At 40.5% G+C, this 22,940-nt stretch carries 23 protein-coding genes; 18 read left to right on the top strand and 5 right to left on the bottom strand.

The window, feature by feature from the left end; all coding sequences use genetic code 11:
• The first annotated feature begins 94 nt into the window (after nucleotides 1-94).
• The 3 genes from tolC to CWB72_RS06090 all read left to right on the top strand — a co-directional run bounded on the left by tolC (nucleotide 95) and on the right by CWB72_RS06090 (nucleotide 3,108).
• Nucleotides 95-1,435: an outer membrane channel protein TolC gene (gene tolC, locus CWB72_RS06100; protein ID WP_138629953.1), complete on the top strand. Its 1,341-nt coding sequence runs from the start codon at nucleotides 95-97 to the stop codon at nucleotides 1,433-1,435.
• A 120-nt stretch (nucleotides 1,436-1,555) separates the two neighbouring features.
• Complete coding sequence (gene lpxL, locus CWB72_RS06095) at nucleotides 1,556-2,482, top strand: LpxL/LpxP family Kdo(2)-lipid IV(A) lauroyl/palmitoleoyl acyltransferase (protein WP_138629951.1); 927 nt, start codon at nucleotides 1,556-1,558, stop codon at nucleotides 2,480-2,482.
• A gap of 11 nt (nucleotides 2,483-2,493) precedes the next feature.
• Nucleotides 2,494-3,108: a TcpQ domain-containing protein gene (locus CWB72_RS06090; RefSeq protein ID WP_138629949.1), complete on the top strand. Its 615-nt coding sequence runs from the start codon at nucleotides 2,494-2,496 to the stop codon at nucleotides 3,106-3,108.
• Nucleotides 3,109-3,132: 24 nt separating this feature from the next.
• On the opposite strand, the gene glnE is transcribed toward CWB72_RS06090, so the two are convergent.
• Entirely contained in the window at nucleotides 3,133-5,928 is a 2,796-nt protein-coding gene (gene glnE, locus CWB72_RS06085) for a bifunctional [glutamate--ammonia ligase]-adenylyl-L-tyrosine phosphorylase/[glutamate--ammonia-ligase] adenylyltransferase (protein WP_138629947.1), read from the bottom strand.
• An 81-nt stretch (nucleotides 5,929-6,009) separates the two neighbouring features.
• Here glnE and CWB72_RS06080 point away from each other — a divergent pair, with 81 nt between their 5' ends.
• Genes CWB72_RS06080 through ruvX form a run of 6 tightly spaced genes read left to right on the top strand, consistent with a single transcriptional unit; the run spans nucleotide 6,010 to nucleotide 10,290 of the window.
• Nucleotides 6,010-6,903, top strand: a complete 894-nt coding sequence (locus tag CWB72_RS06080; RefSeq protein ID WP_138629945.1) for a DUF350 domain-containing protein — start codon at nucleotides 6,010-6,012, stop codon at nucleotides 6,901-6,903.
• Between the two features lie 33 nt (nucleotides 6,904-6,936).
• A complete protein-coding gene (locus CWB72_RS06075) occupies nucleotides 6,937-7,413 on the top strand; it encodes a hypothetical protein (protein ID WP_138629944.1) in 477 nt (158 codons plus the stop codon).
• A 57-nt stretch (nucleotides 7,414-7,470) separates the two neighbouring features.
• Nucleotides 7,471-8,205 carry a 16S rRNA (uracil(1498)-N(3))-methyltransferase gene (gene rsmE, locus CWB72_RS06070; RefSeq protein ID WP_138629942.1) on the top strand — a complete coding sequence of 245 codons (735 nt, stop codon included), beginning with the start codon at nucleotides 7,471-7,473 and terminating at the stop codon, nucleotides 8,203-8,205.
• 55 nt (nucleotides 8,206-8,260) lie between these two features.
• Nucleotides 8,261-9,217: a glutathione synthase gene (gshB, locus tag CWB72_RS06065; RefSeq protein ID WP_138629940.1), complete on the top strand. Its 957-nt coding sequence runs from the start codon at nucleotides 8,261-8,263 to the stop codon at nucleotides 9,215-9,217.
• 50 nt (nucleotides 9,218-9,267) lie between these two features.
• Complete coding sequence (locus CWB72_RS06060; RefSeq protein ID WP_130256331.1) at nucleotides 9,268-9,825, top strand: YqgE/AlgH family protein; 558 nt, start codon at nucleotides 9,268-9,270, stop codon at nucleotides 9,823-9,825.
• 15 nt (nucleotides 9,826-9,840) lie between these two features.
• Nucleotides 9,841-10,290 carry a Holliday junction resolvase RuvX gene (gene ruvX / locus CWB72_RS06055; RefSeq protein ID WP_138567058.1) on the top strand — a complete coding sequence of 150 codons (450 nt, stop codon included), beginning with the start codon at nucleotides 9,841-9,843 and terminating at the stop codon, nucleotides 10,288-10,290.
• Here the strand turns inward: ruvX and CWB72_RS06050 are convergent.
• From CWB72_RS06050 to CWB72_RS06040, 3 genes are read right to left on the bottom strand one after another with little or no spacing between them, the layout of a single operon-like run.
• Entirely contained in the window at nucleotides 10,287-11,138 is an 852-nt protein-coding gene (locus CWB72_RS06050) for a hypothetical protein (protein WP_252371501.1), read from the bottom strand. The two genes, ruvX and CWB72_RS06050, sit on opposite strands and share 4 nt — an antisense overlap.
• A 37-nt stretch (nucleotides 11,139-11,175) precedes the next feature.
• Complete coding sequence (locus tag CWB72_RS06045; protein ID WP_138629938.1) at nucleotides 11,176-12,294, bottom strand: PilT/PilU family type 4a pilus ATPase; 1,119 nt, start codon at nucleotides 12,292-12,294, stop codon at nucleotides 11,176-11,178.
• Nucleotides 12,295-12,304: 10 nt separating this feature from the next.
• Nucleotides 12,305-13,351 (bottom strand): type IV pilus twitching motility protein PilT, encoded by a 1,047-nt coding sequence (locus CWB72_RS06040; RefSeq protein ID WP_130256335.1) that lies wholly within the window; start codon nucleotides 13,349-13,351, stop codon nucleotides 12,305-12,307.
• 30 nt (nucleotides 13,352-13,381) lie between these two features.
• On the opposite strand from CWB72_RS06040, the gene CWB72_RS06035 reads away from it, so the two are divergent.
• The 7 genes from CWB72_RS06035 to CWB72_RS06005 all read left to right on the top strand — a co-directional run bounded on the left by CWB72_RS06035 (nucleotide 13,382) and on the right by CWB72_RS06005 (nucleotide 19,529).
• Nucleotides 13,382-14,065 carry a YggS family pyridoxal phosphate-dependent enzyme gene (locus CWB72_RS06035; protein ID WP_138629936.1) on the top strand — a complete coding sequence of 228 codons (684 nt, stop codon included), beginning with the start codon at nucleotides 13,382-13,384 and terminating at the stop codon, nucleotides 14,063-14,065.
• Nucleotides 14,066-14,079: 14 nt separating this feature from the next.
• On the top strand, nucleotides 14,080-14,901 hold the full coding sequence (proC, locus tag CWB72_RS06030) for a pyrroline-5-carboxylate reductase (RefSeq protein WP_138629934.1): 822 nt from the start codon (nucleotides 14,080-14,082) through the stop codon (nucleotides 14,899-14,901).
• A gap of 9 nt (nucleotides 14,902-14,910) precedes the next feature.
• Entirely contained in the window at nucleotides 14,911-15,444 is a 534-nt protein-coding gene (locus tag CWB72_RS06025) for a YggT family protein (RefSeq protein ID WP_130256338.1), read from the top strand.
• Between the two features lie 12 nt (nucleotides 15,445-15,456).
• Entirely contained in the window at nucleotides 15,457-15,891 is a 435-nt protein-coding gene (locus tag CWB72_RS06020; protein WP_138629932.1) for a DUF4426 domain-containing protein, read from the top strand.
• Between the two features lie 7 nt (nucleotides 15,892-15,898).
• Nucleotides 15,899-16,486 carry an XTP/dITP diphosphatase gene (locus CWB72_RS06015; RefSeq protein ID WP_130256340.1) on the top strand — a complete coding sequence of 196 codons (588 nt, stop codon included), beginning with the start codon at nucleotides 15,899-15,901 and terminating at the stop codon, nucleotides 16,484-16,486.
• A 2-nt stretch (nucleotides 16,487-16,488) separates the two neighbouring features.
• Entirely contained in the window at nucleotides 16,489-17,625 is a 1,137-nt protein-coding gene (gene hemW, locus CWB72_RS06010) for a radical SAM family heme chaperone HemW (protein ID WP_138629930.1), read from the top strand.
• An 80-nt stretch (nucleotides 17,626-17,705) separates the two neighbouring features.
• Nucleotides 17,706-19,529 carry a DUF885 domain-containing protein gene (locus CWB72_RS06005; RefSeq protein ID WP_130256342.1) on the top strand — a complete coding sequence of 608 codons (1,824 nt, stop codon included), beginning with the start codon at nucleotides 17,706-17,708 and terminating at the stop codon, nucleotides 19,527-19,529.
• 73 nt (nucleotides 19,530-19,602) lie between these two features.
• Here CWB72_RS06005 and CWB72_RS06000 read toward each other — a convergent pair whose 3' ends face one another.
• Complete coding sequence (locus CWB72_RS06000; protein WP_171037228.1) at nucleotides 19,603-21,315, bottom strand: sensor histidine kinase; 1,713 nt, start codon at nucleotides 21,313-21,315, stop codon at nucleotides 19,603-19,605.
• A gap of 401 nt (nucleotides 21,316-21,716) precedes the next feature.
• Between CWB72_RS06000 and CWB72_RS05995 the strand changes: the two genes are divergently transcribed.
• Entirely contained in the window at nucleotides 21,717-22,466 is a 750-nt protein-coding gene (locus CWB72_RS05995) for an SDR family oxidoreductase (RefSeq protein WP_212747877.1), read from the top strand.
• Nucleotides 22,467-22,535: 69 nt separating this feature from the next.
• A complete protein-coding gene (locus CWB72_RS05990) occupies nucleotides 22,536-22,880 on the top strand; it encodes a phasin family protein (protein WP_058030660.1) in 345 nt (114 codons plus the stop codon).
• Nucleotides 22,881-22,940 lie beyond the last annotated feature (60 nt).

The following is a 22,940-nucleotide window of genomic DNA, read 5'->3' as shown; positions in this document are numbered from 1 at the left end:
TGAACGTAAACTTTTACGTATTTACCCCTTTGCTATTGATAAAAACAAGGTAACATACTCTCAATACAAAAATTGTCTAAGGATCGAGCGACAAATGAAAAAAAGCTTATTATCACTACTTGTTGGTTTATCTTGCGCGTTAACCAGCACGCTTTCTCAAGCAGAAGATTTATTACAAGTTTACGACATTGCAACAGCCAATGATCCTACGGTATTAAAAGCAAAAGCCCAAGCTGATGCGCAAAGATTCGCTAAAGATAGCGCATTGGGTGATTTATTGCCGTCACTTACTTTCTCAATGAGCTACCAAGAATCTGAGTCTGACGGCTTCAGTGGTTCAGATGCTAACGGCTATACAGCAACAAGCGGTTACTCCGACACTTTTAATAGAAACTTAGTTCTAAGACAAAGTGTATTCAATTTATCAACATGGGAAAGCTTAGGTATTGCAGAGAAACGTGCACTGCAATCTGATACACAATACGCTCTTGCACAACAAGATCTAATTGTTCGCATTGCACAAGGTTATTTCGACGTTTTAGGTAAGCTAGATAACCTAGAGTTCGTACAAGCTGAAAAACGTGCCATTGAACGTCAATTAGAGCAAACCAAACAGCGTTATGAAGTAGGTTTAACTGCAATTACAGACGTACATGAAGCACAAGCACAGTTTGACCGTGCTGTTGCTAACGAAATCGTTGCATCAAATGATGTTGAAACAGCACGTGAAACACTTAGAACCATTACAGGTAAATACCACAGCAAATTGGATGCGTTGAATACAGATACATTCTCAACCGTTAAACCAAATAAAAAGTCGACTGACTTTGTTGATATTGCTAAAGAGCGTAATTTATCTCTACAGATCACTAAAGCATCTTTAGAAATCGCAGAGGATGAAATTGATAGAGCTCAGGCTGGTCACTATCCAACACTAAGTTTTGAAGCTTCTTACGGTGACGGTTTAACCAATGTCAATGGTGCTGACAATAAACCTCGTAGTGACTCAACTTCTGTAGGTTTATCACTGAATGTACCTTTATACTCAGGTGGTAAAACGCAAGCTGCGACAGATCGCGCCCGTGCCAATTATGTTGCCGCAAGTGAAGATTTAGAAAAGAGCATGCGTGATATCACTCGTTCAGTGATTACCTCATACAACCAAGTAATGTCTGATGTCGCAACCTATCGCGCTCTTGAGCAAGCGGTCGTTTCTGCTGAAAGTGCACTACAAGCAACTGAAGCTGGTTTTGAAGTTGGTACACGTACAATTGTTGACGTACTAGTCAGTACGCAAAACTTATATGCTGCGAAGAAAAATGTCGCTAATTTACGTTACCAATATGTACTTTCATCTTTAAAGCTTAAACAAGCTGCGGGTACATTATCAAGAACTGATCTTGAAGCTATCAATAAAGGATTAGTAAAAAACTAATTTAAGCAATTTATTGATAGAGACTTACTCCACAGTTTTAAAAGCCGGCTCATGCCGGCTTTTGTGTTTTGTAAGGCTTATCGTTACACTATCTGCAATTCAGAGTACGAGAGAATATTAGTGGTCACAAATCCATCATTTAAACTAGCATTTTTAGCACCTAAATATTGGTTAACCTGGCTTGGCGTGCTTTTTATGTATCTTATTTCTTGGCTACCACAAAGTCTGCAAATAGGCTTAGGCAAAGGACTGGGCAAATTAGTCCACAAATATGTTAAGAAACGTCGCAAAATTGCCGAAGTAAATATAAAGCTCTGCTTTCCCCAGATGAGTGAGGCAGAGCAAGCGAAACTAGTAAAAGAAAACATGGAAAACACGGGTATTGCTACATTAGAAACGGGAATGGCTTGGTGGTGGCCTAACTGGCGTGTCAAGAATGTGATTGGCTCTATCAAAGGCTTTGAATACATCGAACAAGTTCAAGCAAATGGTAAAGGCGTACTATTACTTGTGCCACACATGTTGCATCTAGAAATGTTAGGCCGAATTGTTGGTTCTATTCAGCCTGGCGTTGGCTTTTACCGACCGCATAATAATGCTTTGATGGAATACTTTATGACTCGGGGTAGACTGCGTTCAAATGAGGCTTTGATTGGTAAAAAAGACGTCAAAGGGTTACTTAAATCATTAAAAGACAAAAAGATGTGCTATTACTTACCCGATCAGGATTATGGTAGGAATCGCTGTGAATTTACCTCTTTTTATGCGGTTGAAGAAACAGCGACTACTACAGGTACTTTATTGTTTGCAGCGAGTAAACACTGTGAAGCTTTAAGTTTATCTGGTAATCGTGATAGATTTGGAAAGTATCATATTGAAATCTATCCATTGTTAGAAAACTTCCCTAGCGGGGATGATAATAGTGACGTAAGACGAGTGAATGAACGTATGGAGCTTTCAATAGATAAGTCTCGTGAACAATATATGTGGCTTCATCGTAGATTCAAAACGCGTCCTGATAAAGATGCACCTTCATATTACAAATAAAAGTGAGTGTTATGGCTAAAAAAAATAAAAGAAAAAAGTCGTCTTCATTTAGCTTTTGGGCCAAACATTTAGCATTAAGTGCAATTTTGGTAGTAGCAGCTTATTACGTGTTAAACGGCGCATTGCCTACAAACTTAGACATGAGTACAACGACTAATGCTGCAGCTAAAGGCTTGTCACAATTTTATGAGAACTTTCGCAACCGCGCTAGTGATAGACAAACAGATCGTGACCAGTTCGTCATAGAACTTGGTAAACCAACTTTTCCACTTGATGATGCACTTGCACAACGCGGTCTTGTTGTTAAGCCCTCATCGCCTAGTTGGACGGGGAAGCAATCACCGAGACGATTTGAGTCTGGTGGAACTTTAAAGGATGTTCTGAGTAACTATGCTAAAAATGAAGGCATTGAACTCTTTTGGTACTTAGAAAGTGACTATGTCGTAAAACACAGTTTCAGAGTCGATAGTAACTTTGTTTCAGCACTCTATCAGGTTGGTCGAGCGATCAATGATGATTTTGAGTTTGAAGTATACACCTTCTTTTGTCCGAACCATCGCGCTGCAGTTATCACACAAAACCCCACACACTTTGTTAGAACAAATTGTCGTAGGCTATCTAAATAAAAAAGGGGCAATATAGCCCCTTTTTTACCCTAGTAGTTGTTGCCATATAACCTGTACATGCCCAACTTGCTGCTGCACTTTTTCTCTGGGTATACATCGGCCTAATTGATTTAAACTATTTAAATGATAGTGCTCACGAAGCATACAATAACAATCAGTTAATTGCTGGCGCTGCGTTGGTGTTATCACCGTTTGTTCGGCAGCACTTTCAAGGATCCGGATATTATCGGGGTAACCTGTTAGTTCAGGCTTAGTATGGGCAAAATTGAGAACTAAGTACTGTACAATAAATTCAATATCTGTCATACCACCTAGCCCCTGCTTTAAATCAAACTCTAATTCGCTGTCTTTCGAAAGGTGTGTACGCATTTTCTCGCGCATTTTAATCACATCCGCTTTCAAACTCGCCTCTTCTCTTGCTAGACAAATTATATCTTTACGGATTGCATTGAAGCGATTTTGGAGCTCTGGCTCTCCATATATCATACGTGCTCGAGTTAATGCTTGATGCTCCCAAGTCCAAGCTTGGGATTGTTGGTAGTGGTAGAAGCTTTCAATGTTAATTGCCAGTAAGCCAGAGTTACCCTCAGGGCGTAAACGAGTATCTAATTCATATAAAATACCTGATGCAGTTCGTGTATTGAATAGGTGCATCAGACGCTGTGCAAGCTTTAAGTAAAATTGTCTTGATGAGATTTGCTTATCACCTGTTGTGGCACTATCTCCTTGCTGATTGTGTACAAAAACTAAATCTAAGTCAGAGTCATAGCCGAGTTCTAATCCGCCAGCTTTACCGTAAGCTATTACAGCAAAGCCTTTACTTTCTTCATCACACCCTTGGGGCTCACCATAGCGCGCAACCATTTGTTGCCAAGCGAGGTTGACAGACTGGGCCACTATTGCCTCAGCAAGTGACGTTAAGTGATCACTCACTTTGGTAATACTTAGAACGCCAGTTGCATCTGCAGCAGCAATACGTAATTGATGTGTCTGTTTAAATTGACGAAGTGCCTCCATTTGCAGTTCAAGGTCGTCTTGCTCAATACGTAAAAAGTACTGACGAATTTCGAGCAAATATTCATTTAGAGGCAAGGGTTTATAGAGTGCAGCAGGGTCAATTAACTCATCTAGCAAAATTGGATATTTAGCAATATGCTCTGCAATCCACTTACTGTGACCGCACAGTAATACCAGTTGTTTTAATACACCTTGATTTTCGAACAACAATTCAAGGTAAGTGGTTCGTGTTGCTATCATTTCTACAATATTCAACACACGCTGCAGTAATTCTGCTGAGCTTTGCTGCTGTGATAATGCATGCAATAGCGCGGGCATTAATTTATCAAGAATATCACGACCCCTAACCCCAACATGACGTTTAACCAGTTTACTATCGAACTCCTGTAATACACTCTGCCATTGTTCAAGTATCTGTAAATCTAAGTGCCCTTCTAGCTGTAAACAATCTCTTTGTAACCACGCATAGCTAAAGCTATCATCATAACTAGTTTGCTCTTGCGGCTCATCACCAACCACCAAAGCAAATTCCTCTCTCACCTTTGTCATGACTTGGGTGATATCAGGCAGGCATAACTGAAAATCATCATGCCCAAGCAAATAAGCTAAGCGAGACTGATCTACAAAGTTTTCGGGCAAGGTTTGTGTTTGTTGGTCATCAAATGCTTGAAGGTATTGTTCAACTCTTCGTAAAAATAGATAATTGTTGGTTAAGCTTTTACTAACTTCCGAAGGCAAAATCTCTAGATTACTGAGCTCAGTAATTGCAGCCATAATTGATGGCGTTTGTAAGCCGACATCGCGCCCCCCCCTGATCATTTGCAAAGCTTGAACGATAAATTCAACTTCTCGAATACCACCTGCGCCAAGTTTTATATTATTTACTAAGCCCTTTCGCCTGACTTCTTGAGCAATTAAATGCTTCATTTTTCTAAGTGACTCGATGACTGAAAAATCAATGTAGCGACGATATACAAAAGGTTTAAGTAGCTGTTTAAATTCACCCCAATATGGTGTGACTTCGCCCAGTGGTCGAGCCTTAAGCATGGCATACCTCTCCCACTCACGTCCTTGGTCTTGATAGTAATCTTCCATCGCTGAAAAGCTCATAACTAAAGGACCACTGTCACCAAATGGACGTAAACGCATATCTACCCTGAACACTTGTCCATCTGCTGTAACTTGATTTAAGGCGCTAATTAGTTTTTGTGCCACCTTTGTATAAAACACTTGGCTTTCAAAACTACGCCGCCCTCCTTGCGTCGGTACATTTTTTGGATAGGTAAATATTAAATCGATATCAGATGAAAAATTAAGCTCCCCTCCCCCCAACTTACCCATGCCTAATACAAGCATTGGTATTGCTTGCCCATGCATGTCAATCGGTGCACCACATTGCTTAACCGTTTGCGCAAACGCCCACTTATTTGCAGCATCAATCAGCGCCTCAGAAAGCCTAGAAACATAGTCAATACTGTCTTCAATTGCATTATGATGAACTAAATCTAGCCACATCACTTTTAACCAATACTGCTGTCTGTAACGCCTCAGTTGCCTAAAGCAGTCTGCCTCAGACATTTCAACTAAATCATCCGTTATAGGATTGGGGACAGCCCTACAATCCAACTCCTGTTGCTGCAACCAACGCCCTAATTCAGGCCTTTTTTCCAATATTCTAAATGCGAAATCACTTAACCCTAATAGCCTTCCTAGCTGCTTGTTATATGGCTCAGAACCATATAATTGCTGCCAGCGTTGCTCAGACAAGGCCAAAAGAGAGTGCGGAAAATCGACTTGCAGCATAAAAAATCTCCAAAGCTAGCTAGCTCAATGAGTTGGGAGTAGTTATAGTTAATCTATTAAAACCATAACATTACACGTTATATGTCACATTTGTCTTTACTCGATATCAATATTTTTGCCATTTTGGCCTGTTTTATTTTTATTAGTGCTGTGGCGATTGGCCAACGTTTAATCATGCAATACAAGGCTAAAAAAGCCTTGCAATCAGAAATAGCGAAACGCGACAATTTTGCCTTTGGTATTAATTACGCTTGCCAAATAGCTGTTATCGCTCTCACTGGCGCATATATTTTCTCAGATATTTATGAATACATTTTGTCTGAACATTATGCGCTGGCGCTGTTAACACCCATGGTCGCTTTTTCTTTTATTTTGCTTGGTCAATATATTCATCGAAAATGGATCTTAAACCGCTTTAACGAAGAAAAAGCCATTATGAAGCAAAACATCTGCGCAGCTTTGGTTGATTCAGGTATGTTATTGGGAAATACCATTCTGGTATTAGGCATTTTTCATTGGCTTCATCCACAAGGTGTAAGCGATTTATTAGTCGCCACAATGAGCTTTATTGTCTTGCAGGCCGTATTTGCCATAGACAGCAAACTCCGGGAGATGCGTTTTGCTAAAGCAAACCAAGGGGCATCTTTGCAACAAAACTTTAACCTTGCTAATACGTCTATTGGTATACGCTATGCGGGTAAAACCATAGGGTTATCACTTGCTTTATTTGCGGGTTTACAAAGTGCGCCTTATCATGGAGCGACAATTGTAGAAAATATAAACAGCGTAATGATGCATTGCGGTGTAATGTGGGCCCTATTATACATTACTAGCTTTTCTCTCATTCACTGGGCGTTACCTAAAGTGAACGTAGGCCTTGAAGTAGATCATCAAGATAATATTGGTGTCGCATGCATAGAATTTGCAGTTTTCAGTACCATGGGCTATTTACTGATTAATATCTTTTCAGTTTAGTAGCTTAGCTGCTAGCTGAAACAAGGTGGAAATATGGCGACGTATTTTGAAAATTTCTTACTTATAGACAGTAATGCTGAATTCAGTAGAGATTTTGTGACCTTTCAAAATCAACAATTTCCAGACAAACCTCAACATCTCATTGTGACAGGGGAGAATACCCGTCACCTGATAAAAATGATGTTTGACGATTTGATCAAAGACTATTGTTGCTGTGACTTCGCCAATGAAATCAGCGTAACTGAGCTGGCAGCTTATTTGTTAGAACATCATCAAATTGCTGGAGTAGTCATTCATGATTTAGATTTTCACCTCGCAAATGAAGAACAAAGAACCATATTCAACGCTCTACACCCAACACGTTATTTAGTTGAAATCACGCCTGAGGGTTATAACTACAGTAAAATTCCCAATGTATTTCATGAAAATCACATGTCTTGTCACAGTGAACATCTTGATGAAGCCGATAAATCAATCGAAGCATCTTTATGTAAACTAGAGAATGACTAGACGCCGCTTTCGCTTAGCCTTACTATTGCCCCACCTTTGTTTTTAAGTCTAATCACTATGCGCGTTCCTCATATTTTTCAACCTTCTGAGTTAAGCCTTAACACCCCAGTTCTGCTTTCTGATGATGCTGCAGGCCATATTGGTCGAGTGTTAAGAATGCAACAAGGCGATCATGTTTCTTTGTTTAATGGCGAAGGGGGAGAGTATTTTTGTGAACTGACCGAAGTAGGCAAAAAGTCGGTTACAGCAACACCTATCGAATTCAAAGACGTTAATGTTGAATCTCCTCTTAAAATTCATCTGGGTCAGGGGATTTCTCGCGGTGATAAAATGGATTTCACCATTCAAAAATCGGTAGAGCTTGGCATTACAGAAATTACTCCCCTGTTTACAACCCGCTGTGGTGTAAAACTAACCGGTGAACGCCTCGCTAAGAAACACCAGCAATGGCAAAAAATAGCCATTGCGGCTGCCGAGCAATCTGGTCGTAATTTTGTGACAACAATCCACCCACCTGTTCAGTTATCGCAGTGGTTATCACAACAAAGTGAAGAGTTAAAACTAACGCTACACCCTCGTGCTGAGCACAGTATCAAAACTTTACCTATACCAAAGCAGGGGGTGCGTTTTATTGTCGGTCCTGAGGGCGGCTTTACAGATGAAGAAATGGCAGCAACGTCAGAACAAGGCTTTGTCGATGTCCGCTTAGGCCCGCGTGTTCTGCGCACAGAGACAGCCGCTTTAACCGTATTAAGTGCATTGCAATTGCAATTCGGTGATTTAGCACTTTAAAAGTGCTTTTCTATCCCCATATTGATTAAATCATTCAAATAATTAGGTAAACATTATGGCAATTAGACTCGGTATCATCAGCGATCCTATCAGTGGTTTCAATATTAAAAAAGACACTGGCTTTGCCATGATGCTCAGTGCACAACAACGCGGTTACGAACTTTATTACATGGAAATGGATGACTTGTTCTTGTATCAAGGCCAAGCCCGTGCAACCGCAGCAAAAGCAACTGTTTATGATAATGAAAACGACTGGTATACATTAGATAATAAACAAGACATTGCCCTGAGTGACCTAGATGTGATCTTAATGCGAAAAGATCCACCATTTGACACTGAATATATCTACGCCACTTATATCCTAGAACGTGCTGAAGATGCTGGCACCTTAGTCGTTAACAAGCCACAAAGTTTACGCGATGCTAACGAAAAGTTATTTACTGCATGGTTTAGCGAGCATACGCCGGATACGCTTGTAACACGCTCTCAAGCTCAAATTCGTGAATTTTTAACTAAGCATGGCGATATCATTTTAAAGCCACTTGATGGTATGGGTGGGGCATCAATCTTCAGAGTAAAACAAGATGACCCTAATATTGGCGTGATCTGCGAAACGCTAACTGAGCACGGTAGCCGCTTTGCTATGGCGCAGCAGTATATTCCAGAAATTAAACAAGGCGACAAACGAGTGCTTGTTGTAAACGGCGAAGTTATTCCTTACTGCTTAGCACGTATTCCTCAAGGTGGCGAAACCCGAGGTAATTTGGCTGCCGGTGGCCGAGGTGAAGCACGTCCTATCAGCGAAGATGACTTAAAAGTAGCACAAGCTGTTGCACCTACCTTAAAAGAGAAAGGGCTCATTTTCGTTGGTCTAGACATCATTGGTAACAAGCTCACTGAGATTAATGTAACAGCGCCAACCTGTGTAAAAGAAATAGAAGCCGCATTTGATATTTCAATTATGGATAAATTCTATGAGGCGATTGAGGAAAAACTCGCCCATAATAAGTAAACAAGATGGGGCAAGCTTTGCCCCGCATCTGCTGCTCTGAGGCCATCAATATGCAATCTTTAGAAAATCATTTCTTAATCGCTATGCCAAACTTGCAAGACCCTTATTTCAAACAAAGTGTGACTTATATTTGTGAGCACAACGAAGAAGGCGCGATGGGGCTTGTGATAAACCACCCTGTCAATGTCACTGTTGGTGAGCTGCTTGACAAGATAGACATTGAAAACAACAAGATGAGTGAGGCCGCACAACGTCATGTTTTTGCTGGGGGACCTGTGAATACCGACAGAGGTTTTGTGCTTCATACCCCGAAATACGGCTACTCATCAAGCCAAGAGCTAAGTTCCGAGATTATGATCACCACCTCTAAAGATGTGCTAGCAAGCTTAACTTATGACGATAGCCCGAGCGAGTTTCTTATTACCCTTGGGTATGCCGGCTGGGAGCAAGGTCAACTTGAACGAGAGCTTTCTGAAAACAGTTGGCTTGTGATTAAAGCTGATCCTGCCATTATTTTCGACACCCCTGTAGAAAAACGTTGGAAGAAAGCCGTCGAAATGCTTGGGTTTGATGTAACTAAATTAGCCAGCATTGCTGGTCACGCATAAAGTAAACATATTTAAATGACAAACAAAAACGAAAAAACACCTGTTGGCCAAAGAACTGTAATGGGTTTTGACTTTGGTACCAAGAGCATAGGCATTGCTATTGGCCAAGAAATTACAGGCACAGCCAATAGCATAGGATCTGTAAAAGCCAGAGATGGTATTCCGAACTGGGATGACATCGCACAGCATATTAGTGACTGGAAACCTGACTTATTAGTTGTGGGCCTCCCTCTTAATATGGATGGAACCAACCAACAAGTGACATTCCAAGCCAAAAAATTTGCTAACCGATTGCATAATAACTTCAAGCTACAGGTCGAAACCCAAGATGAACGCTTAACTACAACAGATGCTAAAGCGCGTTTGTTCGATCAAGGTGGGTATCGCAACCTAGGAAAAAGCAATGTAGATAGTATGTCTGCAGTAATTATCTTAGAGAGTTTTTTTGAGTCGCAATGGGACTAGCGCGTGTTAGCTACTCGAGCATTTAACACTTTATATTGAGTTAGATCAGGAATAAATCCGGCTTGTTGGTAGGCTTTGAAAATTGCCCCTTTTGAACTGAGTTCAGCAAGCCCTTTTTGCAACGCCTTATACGCAGAAGCACCATACTTGTGTGTTTTTGAAACCACTAAATGACGACTCCCATCGAGTAAGACAACTAACTTAGGGTGAGCCACCAACTCGATCCCTTCTAATTTAAACTCATTATTTAAACTTGGCATAAGCGGCATCAACATAAAATCAGCCCAAGCCATATTCACCATTCGAGCCTGGGAGATCCACTCATGCTCAACATAAAGCTTTTTCAAAGGTAGATTATGCAAGGTTTCCCAATCTGTTCGCCAACGGGGTGTGCTAACGGACGTATACTCTGGTAATTGCGTAAAGTCAGACAGCCTATGCATTTTCTTATTATGCTGAGCATAAAAGATCCCCGCATAATACTGCCCTTTCTTAATCAAAGGTTCTGTGACATAAACAAAGTCTTCAAGCGCTTTGGCGTCTTCTAACCAATAGCTATCCATACTCAGTAATAACTTACCCTGTTCAAGTAGTTTAGTATTGCGAAAGTTTACATTACCGGTTTGGTATTCAAACTCTTTATCGAAACCGCCAAGTTTAAGCGCCTGTTGAGTCAAAATCATATCCACCACATCACGACGAATATATTGCCCGGTGAAATCTGTCACTTCGGTCACACTGCGGCCGTTTAAGAAACGTTTATAGTCAAGATAAACATCATCTCGGACGTAAATTTGGATTTTATTACTAGCGAAAGAGTGAGCAGCATTACCAAGTAATGCGCTCACGAATAAAAATTTTATAACTGTATAACTAAAAAAAAGATTACTTCGTATCCAACCCATCTACGGTTACACCTTGTAAGAAACCGGCGCCTTGTTGCTCATTGTTTTGCAGCTTTATCATTAAGCGTAGATCATTTGGCGAGTCTGCGAAGTGTAATGCATCAGCATAATTGATACGACGTTGTTTATAGAGCTCAAATAGCGCCTGGTCAAACGTTTGCATTCCCATCTCTTTTGACTTTGCCATGGTTTCTTTAATAGAACCTATGTCACCCTTTTTAACCAACTCAGCGACCATAGGTGAGTTCAATAAGATTTCAATCGCTGCTTCTCTTCCTTCCCCTTTCGCTGAAGGAACAAGTTGCTGCGCAACAATTGCTCTTAAATTCAATGCTAAGTCATATTTTAACTTATCATGTTTCTCTTTTGGAACCAGGTGCATAATTCGGTCAATCGCTTGGTTGGCATTATTGGCATGTAAAGTTGCCACGCACAAATGACCAGTTTCAGCAAAGCTTAACGCATATTCCATGGTTTCTTGAGAACGTATTTCACCAATTAAGATCACATCTGGCGCTTGGCGCAATGAGCTTTTCAAAGCCGCTTCAAAACTTTCAGTGTCTAAACCAACTTCTCGTTGTGTAATAATGCTTTTTTTGTGCTCATGAACAAATTCAATCGGGTCTTCAATAGTAAGAATATGCCCTCTTTGGTTGCGGTTACGATAGCCTATTAACGCAGCAAGAGAGGTTGACTTACCGGTACCTGTACCGCCAACAAACAGGACCAATCCGCGTTTTGCCATAATTACATCCGTCAAAACTGAAGGTAGGCCTAAATCATTCACATCTGGGATTTTCGTTACTATTCGACGTAGTACCATGCCTGCACAGTCACGCTGCCAAAATGCAGAAACACGAAAGCGCCCTTCATCTGCAGCGATTGCAAAATTGCACTCTTTTTCTTGATGAAATTGCTGCTTTTGTTGTTCACTCATTGCTGATTCAACCAAAGCAAGTGCGGCGTCTTCTGATAGTCTTTCTTCGCTCAGTGGTGTTAACTCACCGTCAATTTTTGCACTGACAGCTAATCCCGCTGATACAAATAAATCCGATGCTTGACGGTCAACCATCGCTTGTAAGAATTGATTTAATAACATTTACTTACTCCTACATAGTTGGACCAAACTGTGCTTTATCATGCGCTTTTGCTTGAGCATCTTGCGCCGTTATAAGGCCACGATTCACCAAATTCTTTAAACACTGATCCATCGTTTGCATACCATGCATGGCACCGGTTTGAATAGCTGAATACATTTGCGCAATTTTATCTTCACGAATAAGGTTACGAATTGCAGGAATACCGAGCATAATCTCATGGGCTGCAACTCGACCACCGCCCACTTTTTTCACTAACGTTTGTGAAATTACCGCTTGCAGTGATTCAGACAACATTGAGCGCACCATGTCTTTTTCTTCACCCGGGAATACATCAATAATACGGTCAATGGTTTTAGGCGCTGATGTGGTATGAAGTGTACCAAACACTAAATGGCCAGTTTCTGCGGCTGTCATCGCCAAACGAATGGTTTCTAAATCACGTAATTCACCCACTAATATCACATCGGGATCTTCACGTAATGCAGAACGAAGTGCGGCCTTAAAGCTATGTGTATCGCGATGTACTTCACGCTGATTCACCAAACTCAGCTTATTTTGATGCACAAATTCAATTGGGTCTTCGATGGTTAAAATATGATGATGTTTACTATTGTTGATATAGTCCACCATGGCAGCTAACGTCGTTGACTTACCAGAACCTGTGGGCCCCGTGACCAACACTAAACCTCGGGGGTGATTAGAAATATCTTTGAAAATATCTGGCGCCCCCAGTTCTTCAAGCGTTAGAACAGTAGAAGGGATAGTACGAAATACCGCCGCAGGACCTCGACTTGTATTGAATGCATTTACACGAAAGCGAGCTAAATTAGGCACTTCGAAAGAAAAATCCACCTCTAAGTTTTGCTCATAGTCCTTTCGCTGGTTATCATTCATAATATCGTAGACAAGACTATTTACGTCTTTCGATTCTAATGCGGGAATATTTACACGACGTACATCGCCGTCTACCCGGATCATCGGCGAAACACCCGATGATAAATGTAAATCCGAGGCTTTATGTTGAACACTAAAGGCCAATAATTCAGTAATATCCATGTATGACTCCACAACGAGCTGAAATATAATATGGTTACAATAGCAGAACGTCTGAGCTGCGCCTATGATCGCGTGCTAAAAGCAGAACAAACCAGTCCATTTTCTGATGAAGTAAAACTATTAGCTGTGTCTAAAACAAAGCCAATAGAGCTCATTGAGCAAGCGTATGCCGCTGGACAACGTCAGTTTGGAGAATCTTATGTACAAGAAGCCGTTGATAAGATTCAGCAGCTTAAAGATAAGAAAGACATAGAGTGGCACTTTATCGGCCCTATACAATCAAATAAATCTCGCCATATTGCAGAGCATTTTAGCTGGGTGCAAAGCGTTGATCGCTTAAAAATTGCAAAGCGCTTAAACGAGCAACGCCCAAATAATCTGATGCCATTGAACATTCTGATCCAAGTCAATATTAGCGAAGACGAAAATAAATCAGGCTGCCAACTTTCTGAATTAGATGAGCTAGTCGCCTTTATAGAAGGCGCAAGACAGTTAAACTTGCGTGGTTTGATGACCATCACAGAAAAAACGGACGATGAACAGAAACAGTTACAATATTTTCAGCAAATGAAAGCTTGCTTTGATAAACTAAAGCTCCAATATCCTCAAGTAGATACCCTTTCAATGGGCATGAGTCAGGACTTAGAGCCAGCTATTTATGCTGGCGCGAATATGGTGCGAATTGGCACAGATATTTTTGGCAAAAGACAATAAGGTAATCACACAATATGTCTAATAAAACCATTGCGTTTATCGGAACAGGAAATATGAGCTATGCCATTATTGGCGGCATGGTAAAAAATGGCTTTGATAAGAAAAATATCACCGCAACTAACCGTAACCCTGAAAAATTAGCTAAAGTTGACGCTGACGTGGGCGTAAATACAACATCAGATAACTTAGCAGCAGTGAGACAAGCCGACATTGTAGTGCTGTCAGTCAAACCGCAAATGATGGCTGAACTGTGCCAGACTTTCCAAAACTCTGATATAGAAATGAACAACAAGCTATTCATTTCAGTTGCAGCAGGAATTACAGTGCAGCGCCTACGCGAAATGCTAGGTTTTGATGCTAAGCTTGTGCGCTGTATGCCAAATACACCTAGCTTACTGGGCAAAGGCGTCAGTGGCCTATTCAGTGATGCGATTAGCGATGAAGACAAAAGTATTGTCACTGATATGTTTAGCGCAACAGGGATTGCACTTTGGCTTGAGCAAGAATCTCAAATTAATGACATCATTGCTGTAACTGGCTCTTCACCTGCTTATTTCTTCTTATTTATGCAATCCATTGCTGAAAAGGCCGTAAACCTTGGCTTTAGCCAAGAGCAAGCTCGCTTGTTGGTGCAGCAAACTGCGTTAGGCTCAGCAGAAATGGCGTTTGCCAATAGTGATATTTCACTTGAACAACTGCGTGCCAATGTGACGTCAAAGGGTGGCACTACGCACGCTGCAGTTGAATATTTAAAATCACAAAACTTACAAACTACCGTTGCCGACGCTATGGACGCCTGTATCGCTCGCGCTGAAGAAATGGAACAACAAATTTAGGAGGCAGCCATGACTGCTATGCAATTTTTAATTGGTATTGTATTTGACCTATTTTTAATGGTCGTTTTATTACGTTTCTGGCTGCAATTAGTTCGCGCTGACTTTTATAACCCACTTAGTCAAACCGTGGTGAAAGCAACTTCATTTGCTGTAAACCCTTTGCGCAAAATTATCCCAGGAGTAGGTGGCTTAGACCTCGCGTCATTGATACTTGCTCTGTTAGTTGGTTTTGCCAAAATCTCTGTTTTAATGGTGATGTTTTACGGTGGCTGGGAACCTGTAGGCGCCGCAATTAATGGCCTTATCACCGTTTTGAAAGAAGCATTTACCTTGGTCTTTTGGGTGTTAATTATCAGAGCGATTTTGAGCTGGGTAGCACAAGGTTATAACCCAATTGCAGCAGTATTTGACCAGTTGACTGAGCCAATGCTTCGCCCTATTCGTAAAGTTATTCCACCACTAGGTGGTTTAGATCTGTCTATTCTTGTATTAATTATTGGCCTGCAATTCGTTCAATTATTGATTATGGACTTGTTGGGTTAATTAGGAGTATTTATGCGAATTTTGATTGCTTTTATCCTAACTTTAAGTAGCTTTATTGTCTCAGCCAACTCAGTACAAGGTGGGCAATATAAAGAGCTTGGCCCCTGGCAAGTTCACTACATAGCTTTCCCTTCAACTTTTATTCAGCCAAGCATTGCCAAAGCGTATGGGCTTGAGCGCAGTAACTACAAAGGTGTGATTAATATCTCAGTGCTTGCCAATAAAAAGGGCACGCCTGCTCAAAAAGCCAAACTAACAGGTGAAGCAAAGAACCTACTTGGTACTAAACAAGTGCTTGAATTCAAAGAAGTGGTAGATGGTGATGCCATTTATTACCTTGCCCAAGTTGATTTTCGCAATGAAGAAATTTATCGCTTTAAAATCAACATTAACCAAGGCAACAACTTCCAAGTTTTAAACTTTCAACAAAAATTCTACGTGGACTAATTAGCTAATGAGTCAACAAATAGTTCTTGCCACAGGCAACCAAGGTAAAGTGAAAGAGCTCGCTGCGATGCTCAATGAGTTAAGCATTGAGGTATTACCACAAAGCCAATTTGACGTGCCAGACGTGCCAGAAACAGGCACTACCTTCATCGAAAATGCCATTATTAAAGCGCGTCACGCAGCTAAGATAACCGGTTTGCCTGCCATTGCTGATGACTCAGGTCTTGAAGTCGATGCTTTAAACGGTGCACCAGGTGTCTATTCAGCACGTTTTGCCGGTGAAAACGCAAACGACCAAGATAACATCGATAAGTTACTGGTTGAGATGCAAGGTAAAACAGCACGTTCAGCGCGTTTTTGGTGTGTACTAGTTTATATGCGTCATGCCGATGACCCGACACCACTCGTTTGTCAAGCAAGCTGGGAAGGGACCATCACAGAAGATCAACAGGGTCGTGAAGGCTTTGGTTATGATCCGGTGTTTTATGTAGCAAGCGAAGGATGCACGTCTGCACAATTAACGAAGGAGCAAAAAAATGCCCTGAGCCATCGTGGTCAGGCACTGCAGCAACTCGTTGCTAAATTAAAAGGCTAATTGTGCAACTTCCTCCTCTAAGCTTATATGTGCACGTACCTTGGTGCGTGCAAAAATGCCCTTACTGCGACTTTAACAGCCACGGTCAAAAGGGTGAAATTCCTGAACAAGAATATATTCAACACTTACTTCACGACTTGCAGGCTGATTTGCACTTAGTGCAAGGTCGAAAATTACACAGTATTTTTGTCGGTGGCGGCACTCCAAGTTTGTTATCGGGTAAGGCCTATCAATGGTTATTAGCCGAAATAGAAAAACTTATCCCCTTTGAAGATGGTATTGAAGTTACCCTAGAAGCGAACCCGGGCACAGTAGAAAAAGACAAGTTTAAGCATTATGTTGAAGCAGGTATTAACCGTATCTCAATTGGTGTTCAAAGCTTACAAGCCGATAAGTTAAAATCCCTAGGTCGTATTCACGGTGAAAATGAAGCTATCAATGCTGCAAAAGAAGCACAAGCTACTGGTTTAAATTCTTTTAATATGGATTTAATGCATGGACTTCCGGGTCAAAGTGTAGAAGATGCGTTGAGCGATTTACAAAAAGTCATTGCACTCAACCCACCTCACTTATCTTGGTATCAACTGACCATCGAACCTAATACTCAGTTTGCTTCAAAGCCCCCTGTTCTCCCTGAAGATGAAACATTGTGGGATATTCAAGAACAAGGTCAAAAATTGCTGGCAAAAGCAGGATACGAGCACTATGAAATCTCGGGCTATGCCAAACCAGGCTATCAATGTAAACATAACTTAAATTATTGGCGCTTCGGTGATTACTTAGGCATAGGGTGCGGTGCCCATGGCAAGATAACTCAACCTGAAAAGGGTGGCATCTTGCGTACCGTAAAAGTGAAACACCCTCGTGGTTATATGGATCTTAGCAAGCCATATTTGTATGAAAGCTGGCAAGTTGAAGAAGAGGATCGCCCTTTTGAGTTCTTTATGAACCAATTTAGGCTACGTGAACCATGTAATAAGCAGCAGTTAATCAACTGTTCGGGCTTGTCATTAGACAAAATCGATACCGCAATAAACATTGCAATTGAAAAAAAATTAATAGAAGACTTAGGTCATTCATGGTTGGTTACAAATAAAGGCCACCGTTTTTTAAATGACCTGCTAGAATTATTTGTTTAAACGGTTTCGGCTGTTTTTATAAAAATAACAACACGCCAAGGATAATCCATAGCGTACACAAAACTCAAAGGTAGATAACAATGCGTAAACTCACCATTATTGCTGCAGCAATCAGCGCAGCATTTTTGGCTGGTTGTCAGCAAACTGCTGAAAAACCTGCTCCTGCACCGCAAGTCCAAGTTGTTCAAAGCGAAGTTGAAAAAGCCAATGCGCTTTTTGAAGAAGTGTTTATGAACGGCGTCATGCGAAGCCCTGTATACCAAACTTACATGGGTATCAAAAAAGACTACGATAAGTGGGATGATGACAGCGAAGAGCGTGCACTTGAAGATTTAGCTCTAGCTAAAAAAGATCTTGGCAGATTGAATGCGATTGATCGCAGTAAGTTAGATGCTAACACGCAAGTGAGTTATGACCTGATGAAGCAACGTTTAGAAGATGGCATTGCTGACTTCAAATGGCGCTATCACAGCTATCCAGTTAACCAAATGTTCGGTACTCATTCTATGGTGCCTGCATTCTTAATTAACCAACATCAAATCACTAACGTAGAAGATGCAAAAGCGTATATCTCACGTTTAAATGGTGTAACGAAAGTATTTGATCAACTTATTGATTCATTAGAGGTCCGTGCTCAAAAAGGCATTATTGCACCTAAGTTCGTTTTCCCACACGTGATTGAGTCAAGCAAGAATATCATCAAAGGCGCGCCGTTTGAAAAAGGCGACGACTCTACCCTACTTGCTGACTTCAAACGTAAAGTAAACAAACTAGAAATTAGTGATTCTGAAAAAGCAGCGCTTATCAAAGAAGCAACTGAGTCTCTCAAGTCTTCTATTAAGCCTTCTTATCACAAGCTAATTAACTATTTAGCTAAACTTGAGAAAAAAGCAGATACACGTGATGGTGCATGGAAGTTCCCTAACGGTGAAGCTTTCTTTAACAATGCCCTAGCACGCACAACGACTACAGATCTAACAGCTAAAGAAATCCATGAAATTGGCCTAGCTGAAGTAGCACGTATCCATGACGAAATGCGTGAAATCAAAGAAAAAGTTGGCTTTAAAGGTGACTTAAAAGCATTCATGGAATTCATGAAAACTGACAAGCAGTTCTACTTGCCTAATACAGAGGAAGGTAAAGAAAAGTATCTAAAAGATGCCACTGCAATGATCGACAACCTAAAATCTCGCCTTGATGAGTTATTCATTGTTAAGCCAAAAGCTGACATGATCGTTAAGCGTGTTGAAGCATTCCGTGAAAAAGCAGCAGGTAAAGCATTCTACCAACAACCTGCACCAGATGGCTCTCGTCCTGGTATTTACTACGCAAACCTTTATGACATGGAAGCAATGCCAACTTACCAAATGGAAGCGCTTGCTTACCACGAAGGTATTCCGGGTCACCACATGCAAATTGCTATCGCACAAGAACTTGAAGGTGTGCCTAAATTCCGTAAATTCGGTGGCTACACGGCTTATATCGAAGGTTGGGGCTTATACTCTGAGCTAGTACCAAAAGAAATGGGACTATACGAAGACCCATATTCAGATTTCGGTCGTCTAGCAATGGAATTATGGCGTGCTTGTCGTCTAGTTGTTGATACTGGTATTCATGCTATGAAGTGGACGCGCCAAGAAGGCATTGATTACTATGTGAACAATACACCTAACGCTAAATCTGACGGCGTAAAAATGGTTGAACGTCACATTGTAATGCCTTCTCAAGCTACGGCTTATAAAGTGGGTATGCTTAAAATTTTAGAACTACGTGAAGATGCTAAGAAAAAGCTTGGTGACAAGTTTGATATTCGCCAATTCCACGATGTAGTGCTTAAGAATGGTCCTGTACCACTTAACGTACTTGAAAAGTTCGTTGATGAATGGGTTGCAAGCAAAGCGTAATTCATTCTAAATAAATTAAAAGGCTAGGCTTTCCTAGCCTTTTTTATGCCAGCTCATCAAGTTAAGCTGCTATTTACTGAACAAGTGAAAACTCTGTATCAGATAAAATAATATGTAAACAAGCTCCACCATGTGCAGGGCTTTGCATCTTCACTTCACCTTTGAGCTTTTGAGTCACTAAGTTATATATAATACTCATCCCAAGCCCCGTTCCGCCTTGATGGCGTTTAGAAGTAATAAAAGATTCAAAAATAACCGGAAGAACTTCTTTATCGATCCCAAAACCATCGTCTTTAAAATAGATATGTACAAAATTATTCACAACCATGGCAGATACCACAATATGCAGTTTTTTATTAGCAATTTTGCCATGCTTAATACTGTTATGAATGCTCAAATTAATTATCTGATTAATCGCTGAAGGGTAGCTATTAATAACCAAATCATCTGGCATATCAAAAGTAATATCATAGTCGCACGCAGGTAATAGGCTCTCATTAGTCCTAAAAACATACTCTACCTGATGGAGTAAATTGAAATTAGTAAGCGTATCTAAATTCTGACTCGAAGAAATGACTTTAAGCTCCTCAATCAGCTGCTCACTGACGTTTAAATTACTTTCGATAATATCTAATGTGCTTTCTAAGTGATTGACCATCTCAGAGATTGAAGTATTTTCATCTAACTCATCTCGCAGGTTGCTCTTTAAAATGGCAATTAACTCAACCATATCTCCCTTGCTGCTTTTAACCTCGCCAAACGGCGTGTTTAGTTCCTGAGTAAAGCGTTCAATAATATTACTAAAACTTGCTACCTCAGCGTCCTCAAGTAAACGCTTTTGGGCAGAACCCAGACGTTTTAACAAATCATCCAAGTACTCGAGAAGTTTGTCTATATGTGTGCCTATTTGCCCTAATTCATCATTATTAGTTAAGTCTGTTCTTAATGTAAAATCTTCAAACTCAACAACTTTATCTAGAACATCCGTGATCACGTTAATTTTTTTAGAAACTCGACTATGTAAAAACATCATCAAGCAAAAACACAATGAGCAGATCAAAATGATTACGCCTAATAAGGATAAAATCCAAACTTGCTTGGTATCATGATCATGTAAAATAATTTTATTACTCAATCCAAGAATTTTATTGTTTACACTTGTTTTCAGCGTATTTAATTGACCTCTTAGCCCTGAGTCATAATTCAGCCCAATTTCTGATAACACAGCAATATAAGATAAAAAACCTTGACGATAGGCTTTCAGTAACAATGCAGCAGGTGAGTTATCAACTTGTAAGCGTTGATATAATTTTTCATAAATAACTTGATGTGATTCTAAATACGAAGGGTCATTACGAAGTAAAAAATCTTTCTCGGCTCGACGTAGCTCGAGCACTTTAATTTCCAATTCTGATAGGTCAGCATGTTGCACATAACTTTGTAATTGATGTGCGTTATGCCTAAATAACCCATAAACGCCCTTATCAGCCTCATAACCCAACTTAATTTGAAACTGTTCAAAACGTTTTAAGGTTTGCCTTAACAGCTCTACTTCATGCTCTATTGCACTGAGTTGATTGATTACTTTTGGCCCATGGATCAGAAGCTTGGCTAACCCTGCATACTCATTCTCAAATTGAGAATAATGTATATCGAAAGAAGTGATCAGCGCTGGTTTACGCTCTTGAATATATTGGTTTTGTGCCGCCACTAATTTCACTGTCGCCTTTTTGAGGCGGTTTAACTGCAACTCAATTAGCTGAGTATGCTCGATATGTGAGTACATAAACCAGCTTGATAGGCCTATTAAAAAGATACAGGCACATGATGAAACTTTAAAAAGCAGCAATGATGACCGAACGCGCATAGCTCAACCTTATATTTGTCCTTTCATTAGTTTAGTAAAGAAAACTAGATTTAGATCAAGTTATAAATTGTGTAAATTTCGAGCATAACGATAGACTATATGATAAACCGCGCTATGGGGTTTACGCTTAAATTAAGCAGCTAGAGTGAGTTCTTAAAATAGTCATGGTTTAGTTAAAAAACTGTCACTTTTTTGCCCAATAATGAATTAATTCAACGCACATTGTGTGATGTTCATTAAATTGTTTACACAGTGTTTGTTATCTCAAGCAAACATGACAAAAGCAGTTAAATTGTCATAAAAGATGTAGGGAAACCATCATGGATATACAAAAAACTGCCATCGTGACTGGCGCTTTCGGTGGCATTGGTACTGCCATCGTTCAATCTCTTGTAGAGAATCAATTTTTTGTTATTGCCGTTGCAAGTCAACGTCGTACTCAAGCCGACTTTGATAAATGGCTAAACGAGACAAATATCAACCCTCAGCAAGTACAAGCTGCATTTTTAGATGTGACTGACACACAAGCATGTAAAGTAGCCCTTGATGAACTTATTGAAGAGCATCAACACATCGATGTATTAGTCAACAACGCAGGGATAACAAGAGATACTACTTTCAAAAAAATGTCGATTGAACAATGGCGTGAAGTGATCGATACCAACTTAAACTCGCTTTTCAATATGACCCAGCCGTTGTTTGCGCATATGTGTGCACAAAAGCAAGGTCGTATTATCAACATCTCAAGTGTAAATGGTCAAAAAGGCCAATTTGGTCAAGCAAACTATGCCGCTGCAAAAGCAGGCATGATCGGCTTTTCTAAATCTTTGGCTTATGAAGGTGCACGTTCTGGTGTCACAGTGAATGTGGTTGCCCCTGGTTATACAGAAACCCCGATGGTTGCAGCAATGAAACCAGAGGTACTCGATAACATTCGCGGTCAAGTACCTATGCAACGTTTAGCGACACCTGAGGAAGTTGCCAAAGCAGTGAACTTTTTAGCATCTGACGATGCAGCTTATATCACTGGTGAAACACTCGCCTTAAACGGCGGTTTATACATGAATTAAGTTAGTTGAGTAAGTAGTTAACGCTCAACCCATTTTTGCACAATCTCAACGACTCAAAAGGAAAACATTATGTATACTGATTTACTAAACACGCTAACTGAACAAAACCAAAAGTTTTTTGGTCCAGCTATCAAGTTCAACCAACTTGTTGCAAAGAACATTGAACAGCTAGCGAGCATTCAAATTGATGCAGTACAAAACATCTCAAATGCTTCAGTATCGCAATTAAAAGCAGCGACTGAAGTACAAGATGTAAAATCAGCAATCGATTTTAACTTAAGCCAAGTGTCAGCAATGACCCAGCTAAGCCAGCAAATGATCGAAGACGGTCAAAAACTAACTAAGCTAGGTCAAGAGTTCAAAGATAACCTTGAAACTCTAACTAAAGAGCAAATGCAAACTGCTCAAGCTTAAGACTTACTTAGGCAGCGGTATTTCTGCCGCTGCCTGCACTTCTTGCCTTTATGCTGCGAC

Source organism: Pseudoalteromonas phenolica (assembly GCF_005886345.1).
Classification (GTDB): Bacteria; Pseudomonadota; Gammaproteobacteria; order Enterobacterales; family Alteromonadaceae; genus Pseudoalteromonas; species Pseudoalteromonas phenolica_A.
Note: the sequence above shows the minus strand (reverse complement) of the source record. Positions and strands in the feature narration are given on the sequence as shown.

Bases quoted from the DNA above. Each gene is read 5' to 3' on its own strand.
- tolC (WP_138629953.1), top strand. From the start codon at position 95: ATGAAAAAAAGCTTATTATCACTACTTGTTGGTTTATCTTGCGCGTTA.
- glnE (WP_138629947.1), bottom strand. From the start codon at position 5,928: ATGCTGCAAGTCGATTTTCCGCACTCTCTTTTGGCCTTGTCTGAGCAA.
- CWB72_RS06045 (WP_138629938.1), bottom strand. From the start codon at position 12,294: ATGTTATTAAATCAATTCTTACAAGCGATGGTTGACCGTCAAGCATCG.
- CWB72_RS06025 (WP_130256338.1), top strand. From the start codon at position 14,911: ATGACTGCTATGCAATTTTTAATTGGTATTGTATTTGACCTATTTTTA.
- CWB72_RS06040 (WP_130256335.1), bottom strand. From the start codon at position 13,351: ATGGATATTACTGAATTATTGGCCTTTAGTGTTCAACATAAAGCCTCG.
- CWB72_RS06080 (WP_138629945.1), top strand. From the start codon at position 6,010: ATGTCACATTTGTCTTTACTCGATATCAATATTTTTGCCATTTTGGCC.
- CWB72_RS05995 (WP_212747877.1), top strand. From the start codon at position 21,717: ATGGATATACAAAAAACTGCCATCGTGACTGGCGCTTTCGGTGGCATT.
- ruvX (WP_138567058.1), top strand. From the start codon at position 9,841: ATGACAAACAAAAACGAAAAAACACCTGTTGGCCAAAGAACTGTAATG.
- CWB72_RS06075 (WP_138629944.1), top strand. From the start codon at position 6,937: ATGGCGACGTATTTTGAAAATTTCTTACTTATAGACAGTAATGCTGAA.
- CWB72_RS06090 (WP_138629949.1), top strand. From the start codon at position 2,494: ATGGCTAAAAAAAATAAAAGAAAAAAGTCGTCTTCATTTAGCTTTTGG.
- CWB72_RS06020 (WP_138629932.1), top strand. From the start codon at position 15,457: ATGCGAATTTTGATTGCTTTTATCCTAACTTTAAGTAGCTTTATTGTC.
- CWB72_RS06015 (WP_130256340.1), top strand. From the start codon at position 15,899: ATGAGTCAACAAATAGTTCTTGCCACAGGCAACCAAGGTAAAGTGAAA.
- CWB72_RS06000 (WP_171037228.1), bottom strand. From the start codon at position 21,315: ATGTACTCACATATCGAGCATACTCAGCTAATTGAGTTGCAGTTAAAC.
- CWB72_RS06035 (WP_138629936.1), top strand. From the start codon at position 13,382: ATGGTTACAATAGCAGAACGTCTGAGCTGCGCCTATGATCGCGTGCTA.
- CWB72_RS05990 (WP_058030660.1), top strand. From the start codon at position 22,536: ATGTATACTGATTTACTAAACACGCTAACTGAACAAAACCAAAAGTTT.
- gshB (WP_138629940.1), top strand. From the start codon at position 8,261: ATGGCAATTAGACTCGGTATCATCAGCGATCCTATCAGTGGTTTCAAT.
- CWB72_RS06060 (WP_130256331.1), top strand. From the start codon at position 9,268: ATGCAATCTTTAGAAAATCATTTCTTAATCGCTATGCCAAACTTGCAA.
- proC (WP_138629934.1), top strand. From the start codon at position 14,080: ATGTCTAATAAAACCATTGCGTTTATCGGAACAGGAAATATGAGCTAT.
- rsmE (WP_138629942.1), top strand. From the start codon at position 7,471: ATGCGCGTTCCTCATATTTTTCAACCTTCTGAGTTAAGCCTTAACACC.
- CWB72_RS06005 (WP_130256342.1), top strand. From the start codon at position 17,706: ATGCGTAAACTCACCATTATTGCTGCAGCAATCAGCGCAGCATTTTTG.